This is a genomic window from Streptomyces sp. NBC_01190 (genome assembly GCF_045039895.1).
Lineage (GTDB): Bacteria > Actinomycetota > Actinomycetes > Streptomycetales > Streptomycetaceae > Actinacidiphila.
Map to the genome: position 1 here is coordinate 6,424,831 of NZ_CP108580.1, position 12,202 is coordinate 6,437,032.

Sequence of the window (12,202 nt, forward strand, 5' to 3'; positions counted from 1 at the left end):
AGCGAGGAGTCTCCGCATGGCCGTCGACCTCAAAGGCCGGCACTTCCTCAAGGAACTGGACTTCACCCCCGAGGAGTTCCGCCACCTCGTGGCGCTGGCCGCGGAGCTGAAGGCCGCCAAGAAGGCGGGCCGTGAGCAGCGGCGGCTGCTCGGCAGGAACATCGCGCTGGTCTTCGAGAAGACCTCCACCCGTACCCGCGCCGCCTTCGAGGTCGCCGCCGCCGACCAGGGCGCTGCCACCACCTATCTCGACCCGTCCGGCTCGCAGATCGGGCACAAGGAGTCGGTCAAGGACACCGCCCGGGTGCTCGGCCGGATGTTCGACGGCATCGAGTACCGCGGCCATGGCCAGGCGGTCGTCGAGGAACTGGCCGCCCACGCCGGGGTGCCGGTCTGGAACGGGCTCACCGACGAGTGGCACCCCACCCAGATGCTCGCCGACGTGCTCACCATGACCGAGCACAACCCCAAGCCGCTCGACGAGATCTCCTACGCCTACCTCGGCGACGCCCGCTCCAACATGGGCAACTCGCTGCTCGTCACCGGCGCGCTGCTCGGCATGGACGTGCGGATCGCCGCGCCGCCCGGCCTGTGGCCGAACGAGCAGGTGATCGCCGAGGCGCGCCGGCTGGCCGCGGCCACCGGCGCCCGGATCACCCTCACCGAGGACGTCACGGAAGCGGTGCGCGGCGCCGACCACGTGCACACCGACGTCTGGGTGTCGATGGGCGAGCCCAAGGAGGTCTGGGCCGAGCGGATCGCGCTGCTCAAGCCGTACGCCGTCACCACCGAGGTGATGTGCGCCACCGGCAATCCGGGCTCCACCTTCCTGCACTGCCTGCCGGCCTTCCACGACCTCGGCACCATCATCGGCCGGGAGATCCAGGCGCTCTACGGCCTGGAGTTCCTCGAGGTCTCCGACGAGGTCTTCGAGTCCGACCGCTCGGTCGTCTTCGACCAGGCGGAGAACCGGATGCACACCATCAAGGCGGTGCTGGTGGCGACGCTCGGCTGACCCGGGGACGCCGGCCGGAAAGCGGGTGTCCTAGATGTCGCGGAAGATCTCGATCTGCGCGCCGATCGTGTTCAGCCGCTCCGCCAGGTCCTCGTAACCCCGGTTGATCACATAGACGTTGCGCAGCACCGAGGTGCCCTCCGCCGCCATCATGGCGAGCAGGACGACGACCGCCGGACGCAGCGCGGGCGGGCACATCATCTCGGCGGCGCGCCAGCGGGTCGGGCCCTCGACCAGCACCCGGTGCGGGTCGAGCAGTTTGACCTGGGCGCCGAGCCGGGTGAGTTCGGTGAGGTAGATCGCCCGGTTGTCGTAGACCCAGTCGTGGATCAGCGTGGAGCCCTGCGCGGTGGCCGCGATGGCCGCGAAGAACGGCACATTGTCGATGTTGAGGCCGGGGAACGGCATCGGGTGGATCTTGTCGATGGGGGAGCGCAGCTTGGACGGGCGCACCGTGAGGTCCACCAGCCGGGTACGGCCGTTGTCCGCCCGGTACTCGGGGGTCAGCTCATGGTCGAGCCCCATCTCCTCCAGCACCGCGAGCTCGATCTCCATGAACTCGATCGGTACCCGGCGGATCGTCAGCTCCGACTCGGTGACCACGGCCGCGGCCAGCAGGCTCATCGCCTCGACCGGGTCCTCGGAGGGCGCGTAGTCCACATCGCGGTCGATGGCCGCGACCCCGTGCACGGTGAGCGTCGTGGTGCCGACGCCCTCGACCTTGACGCCCAGTTCCTCCAGGAAGAAGCAGAGGTCCTGGACCATGTAGTTGGAGCTGGCGTTGCGGATGACGGTGGCGCCCTCGTAGCGGGCGGCGGCCAGCAGCGCGTTCTCGGTCACGGTGTCGCCGCGCTCGGTCAGCACGATCGCCCGGTGCGGGGTGACCTCGCGGTCGACCACCGCGTGGTAGAAGCCGTCGGTCGCGGTGATGTCGAGGCCGAAGTGGCGCAGCGCGTTCATGTGCGGCTGGACGGTGCGGGTGCCGAGGTCGCAGCCGCCGGCGTACGGGATGCGGAAGAGGTCGGCACGGTGCAGCAGCGGCCCGAGGAACATGATCACACTGCGGGTGCGGCGGGCCGCGTCGGTGTCCATCGCGGCGAGGTTCAGCTCGGCCGGCGGCACGATCTCCAGGTCGTTGCCGTCGTTGATCCACCGGGTGCGCACCCCGATGCTGCCCAGCACTTCGAGGATCCGGTAGACCTCCTCGATCCTGGCCACCCGGCGCAGCGTGGTGCGGCCGGCGTTCAGCAGGGTGGCGCAGAGCAGCGCCACGCAGGCGTTCTTGCTCGTCTTGACGTCTATGGCGCCCGACAGCCGGCGGCCGCCGACGACCCGCAGATGCATCGGTCCCGCGTACCCGAGGGAGACGATCTCGCTGTCGAGTGCCTCGCCGATCCGGGCGATCATCTCAAGGCTGATGTTCTGATTGCCACGCTCGATGCGGTTGACCGCGCTCTGGGAGGTGCCGAGAGCCTCCGCCAGTTGCGCCTGTGTCCAGCCACGATGCTGTCGTGCGTCCCGGATGAGCCTGCCGATGCGTACCAGGTAATCGTCGGTCATACGGTCGAGGTTATCTCTTATATGAGATGTGGCAACTCGGGAACCCGGTGCTATATCCATCCTCGGCCCATCCCCGGCCCATCCCCACCTTGCGCTCGCGGCCCGCACATCGCACCTTCCCGCCGGGGAAGACGCCACACCGGGAGCCTACGCCGGGCCAGGGCTGACCCCGACGGGGTGGTGTACTAGAGTTATCTCGACATCGAGATATCTGCTGAGGCGTACCGTCAGTCGGCAGCGAAGCGGTGGTACGCGCGAAAAACATGCATGAAGGAGACTGTCGTGTCGGCGAACAGCTTCGACGCCCGCAGCACTTTGCAGGTGGGCGACGAATCGTATGAGATCTTCCGGCTGGACAAGGTGGACGGCTCCGCCCGGTTGCCCTACAGCCTCAAGGTGCTGCTGGAGAACCTGCTGCGCACCGAGGACGGTGCCAACATCACCGCCGACCACATCCGGGCGATCGGGAACTGGGACGCGCAGGCCCAGCCGAGCCAGGAGATCCAGTTCACGCCGGCCCGGGTGATCATGCAGGACTTCACCGGCGTGCCCTGCGTGGTGGACCTGGCCACCATGCGCGAGGCGGTCAAGGAACTGGGCGGCGACGCCGCCCGGATCAACCCGCTGGCCCCCGCCGAGCTGGTCATCGACCACTCGGTGATCGCCGACCGGTTCGGCACCCCGGACTCCTTCGCGCAGAACGTGGAGCTGGAGTACGGCCGCAACAAGGAGCGCTACCAGTTCCTGCGCTGGGGCCAGACCGCCTTCGACGAGTTCAAGGTGGTCCCGCCCGGCACCGGCATCGTGCACCAGGTGAACATCGAGCACCTGGCCCGTACGGTCATGGTCCGCGGCGGCCAGGCCTACCCGGACACCCTGGTCGGCACCGACTCCCACACCACCATGGTCAACGGCCTCGGTGTGCTCGGCTGGGGCGTCGGCGGCATCGAGGCCGAGGCCGCGATGCTCGGCCAGCCGGTGTCGATGCTGATCCCGCGGGTCGTCGGCTTCAAGCTCACCGGCGAACTGCCGGCCGGCACCACCGCCACCGACCTGGTGCTGACCATCACCGAGATGCTGCGCAAGCACGGCGTGGTCGGCAAGTTCGTGGAGTTCTACGGCGAGGGCGTCGGCGCCACCTCGCTCGCCAACCGCGCCACCATCGGCAACATGTCGCCGGAGTTCGGCTCCACCGCGGCCGTCTTCCCGATCGACGCCGAGACGATCAGCTACCTCACGCTGACCGGCCGCACCGAGCAGCAGGTCGCGCTGGTCGAGGCGTACGCCAAGGAGCAGGGGCTGTGGCTGGACCCGGCCGCCGAGCCGGACTACTCCGAGAAGCTGGAGCTCGACCTCTCCACGGTCGTGCCGTCCATCGCCGGCCCCAAGCGCCCGCAGGACCGGATCGTGCTGGCCGACGCCGCCCGGCAGTTCGCCACCGACGTGCGCAACTACGTGACCGACGACGAGGAGCCCGGCAAGGAGTCCTTCCCGGCCTCCGACTCGCCGGCCGCCCACAACGGCGTGCCGACCAAGCCGACCCGGGTGCTCACCCCGGAGGGCGACACCTACGAGATCGACCACGGCGCCGTCACCGTCGCCGCGATCACCTCCTGCACCAACACCTCGAACCCCTACGTCATGGTCGCCGCCGCGCTGGTGGCGAAGAAGGCGGTCGAGAAGGGCCTGACCCGCAAGCCGTGGGTGAAGACCACCCTGGCCCCGGGCTCCAAGGTCGTCACCGACTACTTCGACAAGGCCGGTCTGACGCCCTACCTGGACAAGCTGGGCTTCAACCTGGTCGGTTACGGCTGCACCACCTGCATCGGCAACTCGGGCCCGCTGCCCGAGGAGGTCTCCAAGGCGGTCAACGAGGCCGACCTCGCCGTGGCCGCGGTGCTCTCCGGCAACCGCAACTTCGAGGGCCGGATCAACCCCGACGTCAAGATGAACTACCTGGCCTCCCCGCCGCTGGTCGTCGCGTACGCCATCGCCGGCTCGATGAAGGTGGACATCACCCGGGACGTGCTCGGCACCGACACCGAGGGCAAGCCGGTCCGCCTCGCCGACATCTGGCCGACCGAGGCCGAGGTCAACGACGTGGTGGCGTCCGCCATCGGCCAGGAGATGTTCCGCGACTCCTACCAGGACGTGTTCGCCGGCGATGCCCAGTGGCAGGCGCTGTCGATCCCGACCGGCGACACCTTCGAGTGGGACCCGGAGTCCACCTACGTCCGCAAGCCCCCGTACTTCGAGGGCATGAGCCCCGACCCCGAGCCGGTCAACGACATCACCGGCGCCCGGGTGCTCGCCAAGCTCGGCGACTCGGTCACCACCGACCACATCTCGCCGGCCGGCGCCATCAAGGCCGACACACCGGCGGGCAAGTACCTCACCGAGCACGGCGTGGAGCGCCGCGACTTCAACAGCTACGGCTCGCGCCGCGGCAACCACGAGGTCATGATCCGCGGCACCTTCGCCAACATCCGGCTGCGCAACCAGATCGCGCCGGGCACCGAGGGCGGCTTCACCCGCGACTTCACCCAGTCCGACACCGCCGGCGCGGCCCCGGTGGCGTTCATCTACGACGCCTCGCGCCACTACATCGAGCAGGGTGTCCCGCTGGTCGTACTGGCCGGCAAGGAGTACGGCTCCGGCTCCTCGCGCGACTGGGCCGCCAAGGGCACCGCGCTGCTCGGCGTCAAGGCGGTCATCGCGGAGTCCTACGAGCGCATCCACCGTTCCAACCTGATCGGTATGGGCGTGCTGCCGCTCCAGTTCCCCGAGGGCGTCTCAGCGGCCACCCTGGGACTCACCGGTGAGGAGGTCTTCACCATCACCGGCGTCACCGAGCTCAACGAGGGCCGCACCCCGGGCACGGTGAAGGTCAGCGCCCAGACCGGCACCGGCGCCGAGAACACCATCGAGTTCGACGCCGTGGTGCGGATCGACACCCCCGGCGAGGCGGACTATTACCGCAACGGCGGCATCATGCAGTACGTGCTCCGGTCGTTGATCCGCAAGTAACGACCCCGTAGCATCCGGTCCCAACGGCGGGCCGCGACCCTGGCAGCCAGGGTCGCGGCCCGTCCGCATATGTCCGGGCAGCGCCCGACACGTGGACCCCATTTCGCCCTTCAAGACTTGAACGCATCCCGCGGAAGGACGTGTTGACAATTGAATACAGGATCGCGCCGATCATCGGACGACGAGTCATCCCACGTTTCGGACAGGTCTCAACTCGGGAAAGCTTGACGTCCAAACCGGCAATGGATCTTGCACCGTCGGAGAGAAGTGGACTATACCTGTCGCGTCCAAGGAACCCGCCTCGCAGCGGGGCGGGGCGGGGGGAACCCGGGCGCGGCAGCCCGGCGATACGGTGACGTACCCCACCCCGATGGATGCACGGCATCACTCACGCTTCATCTGTTCGCGGTCGTTAGCGGATTCCGCTGCACCGCATGAGTCCTGTAGAAGGCGAGGACTTGAGCATGGGATCCGAAATGAACCGTCGGGATCTGGTCAAGCGTTCCGCGGCGCTCGGCCTGGTCGCTGTCCCGACGGCCGGCCTGCTGAGCGCGTGCGCGTCCAGTGGCGGTGACGACTCGTCGAGCACCCCCGCGACCACCAAGCCCGGCGCCACCGCCGACCCGAAGAACCCGTTCGGCGTCAAGGACGCCGATCCGCTGGACATCGTCATCTTCGACGGTGGTTACGGCCACGACTACGCCACCGCGCTGGGCAAGCTCTACGAGTCCAAGCACATGGGTGCCAAGACCAGCGTGCTGCCCACGCAGGACATCGCCGGCAAGCTCCAGCCCCGCTTCAACGGCGGCACCCCGCCGGACGTCATCGACGACTCGGGCGCCAAGCAGATCAAGCTGGACGTCCTGGAGAAGAGCGGTCAGCTCACCGACCTCACCCAGCTTCTCGACGCGCCGTACATCGACGACCCGACGAAGAAGATCCGCGACGTGCTGCAGCCCGGCACCGTGGAGACCGGCACGCTCGACGGCAAGATGTACTCGCTGAGCTACATCTACACGGTGTGGGGTCTGTGGTACTCCGGCAAGCTCTTCAAGGAGAAGGGCTGGACGGAGCCCAAGACCTGGGCCGACTTCCTCTCGCTCTCCGGGGAGATCAAGAAGGCCGGCATCGCGCCCTTCGCCCACCAGGGCAAGTACCCGTACTACATCAACGTCGCCATCATGGACCTGATCGCCAAGAACGGCGGTCTGGACCTCCAGAAGCGGATCGACGCCTTCGACGACACCGCGTGGGACGACCCGGCCGTCCTCAAGGGCATCTCGGCCGTCTACGAGATCGTCACCAAGAACTACCTGCTCCCCGGCACCAACGGTCTGACCCACATCGAGTCGCAGACCGCCTGGAACCAGTACAGGGCCGCCTTCATCCCGTGCGGGTCCTGGCTGGAGAACGAGCAGATGAAGGCCACCCCGGCCGACTTCGACATGAAGTTCATGCCGATGCCCTCGCTGGACGGCGACAAGCTGCCCTTCGAGGCCATCCGGGCCGGCGCCGGTGAGCCGTTCATCGTCCCGGCCAAGGCCAAGAACCAGGCCGGCGGCCTGGAGTTCCTGCGCATGATGCTGACGAAGGAGGGCTCCGGCAAGTTCGCCGCCGCGGCCAACTCGCTGACCGTCCTCAAGGACGGCGTCGGCTCCGACGTGCAGCTCCGCCCGGGTACCGCGTCCACCGTGACCGCGCTGACCGCGGCGGGCAGCAACACCTTCAACTACAACTACCCGAACACCAACAGCGTGTTCGACACCGCGCTGCAGAACCTGAGCGCGGAGCTGATGGCCAAGCGCCTGACCCCGGAGCAGTGGGTCGCCAAGGCCAAGAAGGCCGCTCAGGCGGCCAAGAAGGGCTGACCTTCCGGCGTCGTACGCGCTACGGAGGCCGGGTCACCACCCGGCCTCCGTAGCGCCACAGTCCCCTCCATCGGGAGCAGGATCCATGCAGCATCGCAAATACCCCTTCATCGTGGGTTTTCTCATCGTCCCACTTGTCCTGTACGTCACTTTCGTGATCTGGCCGTACCTTCAGACGTTCGGCTACTCGCTGACCGACTGGAAGGGTGAGTCGCAGACCTTCAAGTTCGTCGGCCTGGACAACTACACCGCCCTCTTCCACGACAGCGTGTTCAGGACTGCGCTGTGGCACAACATCCTGCTCCTGATCTTCCTGCCGATCATCACCATCCTGCTGTCCCTCTTCTTCGCCTTCATGGTGAACGTGGGCGGCCGCGAGACCGCCGGCGGTGTGCAGGGGGTGCGCGGGGCCGGTTTCTACAAGGTCGTCTACTTCTTCCCGCAGGTGCTGTCGGTCGCGATCCTCATCGTGCTCTTCGGCGCGGTGTACCGCAGCGACTCGGCCGGTCTGCTCAACGGCATCCTGGTCAAGCTGCACCTGGAGGACGCGAGCAACCCGATCGAGTGGCTGAACGACCCCAGCCTGGTGCTGTGGTGTCTGCTGGCCATCCAGGTGTGGGCCGGCGTCGGCTTCTACCTGGTGCTCTTCTCGGCCGCGATGCAGTCCATCCCGAAGGACATCTACGAGGCGGCGCTGCTCGACGGCGCGGGCCGGGCGCAGACCTTCTTCAAGGTGACGCTTCCGCTGCTGTGGGACAGCGTGCAGACCTCCTGGGTCTACATCTCGATCTTCGCCATGGACTTCTTCGCCCTGGTCTCCGGTCTGACCCCGGGAGCCGGCTACGGCGGCGGGCCCGACCACCACAGCGAGGTCATGGCGACCTACCTGATGCGCAACTTCCTCTACTTCGGCAAGAGCGGCTACGCCTGCGCACAGGGAGTGATCATCATGCTGGTGACCTTGATCGTATCCGCCGTCACGCTCCGGGTCTCCCGCCGTGACCGCATCGAGTTCTGAGCGGGGAAGCACCATGACCTCACCCATCGCGCAGCCGCAGGCCGGCACGCTGGACCAGGGATCCGCGGCGACCGATCTCCGCAGGCCGAAGCCCGAGGTCGGCGACAAGCGGGACGACGGCAACGGCGGCCGGGTACTGAACGTCTTCTCGCACGGCTTCCTGATCGTCTGGGCCGTGATGATCGTCTTCCCGCTGGCGTGGATCATCCTCTCCTCGTTCAAGAACAACGCGGAGATCGGCGGCAGCGCCTGGTCCTGGCCCGCGCACTGGAGCTTCGGCGCCTTCGGCCGGGCCTGGGACAAGGGCATCGGCGACTTCTTCTTGAACACCGTCATCGTGATGGTCTTCTCGGTGCCGCTGACCATGCTCCTCGGCTCGATGGTCGCCTACGTACTGGCCCGCTACGAGTTCCCCGGCAACAGGTTCTTCTACTTCCTGTTCGTCGGCGGCGCGATGTTCCCGTACTTCCTGGCGCTGGTGCCGCTGTTCTTCATGGTCAAGAACCTCGGCCTGCTCAATACGTACCAGGGCCTGATCCTGGTCTACGTCGCCTACTCGCTGCCGTTCACCACCTTCTTCATGCACTCCTTCTTCAAGACGCTGCCGACCGCCGTGCACGAGGCCGCGGTGCTGGACGGCGCCTCGCACACCAGGACGTTCTTCCAGGTCATGGTGCCGATGGCCAAGCCGGGCCTGCTGAGCGTGGGCATCTTCAACGTGCTCGGCCAGTGGAACCAGTACATCCTGCCGGTCACCCTCATGCAGCAGCAGACCAGCACCGACAAGGACCACTCGATGCTGGCCCAGGGCCTGGTGAACCTGGCGCTCCAGCAGGGTTACTCCGGCGACTACCCGGCGCTGTTCGCCGGCATGGTGATCGCCATGCTCCCGGTGCTCGTGGTCTACCTGTCCTTCCAGAAGCAGGTCCAGGCCGGCCTCACGGCGGGCACCCTGAAGTAGCCGCTGAGCTGCGCGAGCAGCACCCCGCATGCCGTTCCCAGCGGCTCCGCGCACGCGCGGAGCCGCCGTTCGGCGTTGGGAGCCGTTTCGCGTAACGGTGTGGCTCTCCCCCTTGACGGGACATCACCCCAAACACTCAACTTAGAGTTCACATGTTGTAGACGACGGAGTCTCGCTGGTGTGATGCCGGTGTGGTGCCGTCCGTTGCGGGCAGCCGGAGCCGCTCCGACTGCCGGGCAGGAGTGGATGTCGTGGAGACTCCGGGATCGCAGTCGTCGCTGCACCGGGCCAACCTGGAACGCGTCGTGCGTGCCGTACGGCTCGCCGGTTCACTGACCCAGGCCGAGATCGCCAGGAGCACGGGCCTGTCGGCGGCGACGGTGTCCAACATCGTCCGCGAACTGCGGGACAACGGAACGGTGCAGGTCACGCCGACCTCCTCGGGAGGTCGGCGGGCGCGCAGCGTGGCGCTGTCCGGCGACGCCGGAATCGTGGTGGGCGTCGATTTCGGCCACTCGCACCTGCGGGTCGCGGTGGGCAACCTCGCCCACCAGGTGCTGGCCGAGCAGTCCGAGCCGATCGATGTGGACGCCTCCGCGTCGCAGGGTTTCGACCGGGCCGAGCAACTCGTCGCCCGGCTGGTGGAGTCGACCGGCATCAGCCCGGACAAGGTGCTCGGCGTCGGCCTCGGGGTGCCGGGCCCGATCGACATGGAGTCCGGCACGCTCGGCTCGACGGCCATACTGCCCGGCTGGAGCGGTATCAACCCCCGTCAGGAGTTGACGGATCGGCTCGGCGTCCCGGTCCAGGTGGACAACGACGCCAACCTCGGCGCGCTCGGCGAACTGGTCTGGGGCGGCGGTCGCGGGGTGAAGGACCTCGCCTACATCAAGGTGGCCAGCGGGGTCGGCGCCGGCCTGGTGATCGACGGCCGGATCTACCGCGGTCCCGGCGGGACAGCGGGTGAGATAGGCCACATAACGCTCGACGAGTCCGGCCCGGTCTGCCGCTGCGGGAACCGCGGCTGCCTGGAGACCTTCACCGCGGCGCGCTACGTGCTCGAACTGCTCAGGGGAAGCCACGGCACCGGTCTGACCATTCCGAAGATGGTGCAGCTCGCCCGGGAGGGCGACCCGGGCTGCCGCCGGGTGATCGGGGACGTGGGCCGGCACATCGGGATGGGGGTCGCCAGTCTCTGCAATCTCTTGAACCCCAGCAGGATCGTGCTCGGCGGCGATCTGGCCGAAGCGGGGGAGCTGGTGCTCGGCCCGATCCGGGAGTCGGTCTCGCGCTACGCGATCCCCAGCGCCGCCCAACGGCTGTCCGTGGTGCCCGGCGCGCTGGGCGCTCGCGCGGAGGTTTTGGGAGCGCTCGCCCTGGTGTTGAGTGAAATGGGTGATTCGACCCTTTTGGATGGCAACGCCACGGTTGATGAGCCCGCCTTCTCCGCATAACGGAGCGTTCACACTGCTAACGAAACGCGCCGTTGCCATCTCGTTAAGTGTTTACTTCTTGACGACACGGTGTCAGCCGGAGTTGACTCACGAGCACCTCGGCCGCGGTGTTGCGGCCCTGTCAGGGAGGCAACCTCACATGAACGCAATGACGCGTCGCGTCGCCGTCGGGACGATAGCCGTTTCGATCGCGATCACCATGGCCGCGTGCGGCAAGGCTGGCGACAAGAAGGACGACAGCGGCAGCGCCAGCAGCGGCGGCGGCAACAAGTCCATTGGTCTGCTGCTCCCGGAGAACGCGACCACGCGGTACGAGAAGTTCGACAAGCCGCTGATCGAGGCCAAGATCAAGGAACTCTGTGCCGACTGCACGGTGGCGTACGACAACGCCGCCGCCGACCCGCAGAAGCAGGCGCAGCAGGTCCAGACCATGATCACCAAGGGTGTCAAGGTCCTCATCGTCGACCCGCAGGACTCGGCGGCCATCAAGACCTCCGTGCAGTCCGCGGTCGACGCCGGTATCAAGGTCGTCGCCTACGACCGTCTCGCCGAGGGCCCCATCTCCGCCTACGTCTCCTATGACAACGAGAAGGTCGGCGAGCTCCAGGGCCAGGCCCTGCTCGACGCCATGGGCCCCGCGGCCACCCCGTCCTCGAAGATCGTCATGATCGACGGCGACCCGGCCGACCCGAACGCCGCCATGTTCAAGGCCGGCGCCCACAAGATCCTCGACGGCAAGGTCGACATCGCCTACGAGCAGAGCGGTCTGTGGAAGGACACCGTCGCCAACCAGAAGGTGACGGCCGCCATCACCCAGCTCGGCGCCAAGAACATCAAGGGCGTCTACTCGGCGAACGACGGCATGGCCGGTGGTATCGCGACCGCCCTCAAGGGCGCCGGTATCAACGTGCCGCTGACCGGTCAGGACGCCGAGCTCGCGGGTCTCCAGCGGATCCTCGTCGGCACCCAGACCAGCACGATCTACAAGGCGTACAAGCCTGAGGCCGACGCCACCGCCGAGATCGCGGTCGACCTGCTCCAGGGCAAGGACATCAAGTCCGTCGCCACCACCACGGCGACCAGCGCCTCCGGCCAGACGGTTCCCGCGCTGCTGATCGGCGCCACCTCGGTGACCAAGGCCAACATCGCCTCCACCGTGATCAAGGACGGCCTCTTCACCAAGGCCGACCTGTGCACCGGTGAGTTCGCCAAGGCCTGCGCCGCGGCCGGCATCAACTAACGTCAGGCCGTACCCTCCCGAAAGCCCGTCCGGTGCCCCGCCTCAACCAACCACCCCGC

At 67.5% G+C, this 12,202-nt stretch carries 8 protein-coding genes; 7 read left to right on the forward strand and 1 reads right to left on the reverse strand.

Translation table 11 applies throughout. The features are described 5' to 3' along the window. The first annotated feature begins 16 nt into the window (after positions 1 to 16). Entirely contained in the window at positions 17 to 1,015 is a 999-nt protein-coding gene (gene argF, locus OG519_RS26995) for an ornithine carbamoyltransferase (protein WP_405589012.1), read from the forward strand. Positions 1,016 to 1,045: 30 nt separating this feature from the next. Here argF and OG519_RS27000 read toward each other — a convergent pair whose 3' ends face one another. Continuing rightward, positions 1,046 to 2,575, reverse strand: coding sequence for a helix-turn-helix domain-containing protein (locus tag OG519_RS27000; protein WP_405589014.1), 1,530 nt, complete (start codon positions 2,573 to 2,575; stop codon positions 1,046 to 1,048). A 282-nt stretch (positions 2,576 to 2,857) separates the two neighbouring features. On the opposite strand from OG519_RS27000, the gene acnA reads away from it, so the two are divergent. The 6 genes from acnA to OG519_RS27030 all read left to right on the forward strand — a co-directional run bounded on the left by acnA (position 2,858) and on the right by OG519_RS27030 (position 12,143). Next, entirely contained in the window at positions 2,858 to 5,602 is a 2,745-nt protein-coding gene (gene acnA / locus OG519_RS27005) for an aconitate hydratase AcnA (RefSeq protein ID WP_405589017.1), read from the forward strand. 476 nt (positions 5,603 to 6,078) lie between these two features. Next, positions 6,079 to 7,470: an N-acetylglucosamine/diacetylchitobiose ABC transporter substrate-binding protein gene (ngcE, locus tag OG519_RS27010; RefSeq protein WP_405589020.1), complete on the forward strand. Its 1,392-nt coding sequence runs from the start codon at positions 6,079 to 6,081 to the stop codon at positions 7,468 to 7,470. A gap of 85 nt (positions 7,471 to 7,555) precedes the next feature. Next, on the forward strand, positions 7,556 to 8,488 hold the full coding sequence (locus OG519_RS27015) for a carbohydrate ABC transporter permease (RefSeq protein ID WP_405589022.1): 933 nt from the start codon (positions 7,556 to 7,558) through the stop codon (positions 8,486 to 8,488). 13 nt (positions 8,489 to 8,501) lie between these two features. Continuing rightward, positions 8,502 to 9,449 carry a carbohydrate ABC transporter permease gene (locus tag OG519_RS27020; RefSeq protein ID WP_405589024.1) on the forward strand — a complete coding sequence of 316 codons (948 nt, stop codon included), beginning with the start codon at positions 8,502 to 8,504 and terminating at the stop codon, positions 9,447 to 9,449. A 251-nt stretch (positions 9,450 to 9,700) separates the two neighbouring features. Beyond that, positions 9,701 to 10,903 (forward strand): ROK family protein, encoded by a 1,203-nt coding sequence (locus OG519_RS27025; protein WP_405589027.1) that lies wholly within the window; start codon positions 9,701 to 9,703, stop codon positions 10,901 to 10,903. Positions 10,904 to 11,042: 139 nt separating this feature from the next. Beyond that, complete coding sequence (locus OG519_RS27030) at positions 11,043 to 12,143, forward strand: sugar ABC transporter substrate-binding protein (RefSeq protein ID WP_405589030.1); 1,101 nt, start codon at positions 11,043 to 11,045, stop codon at positions 12,141 to 12,143. Positions 12,144 to 12,202: the final 59 nt, after the last annotated feature.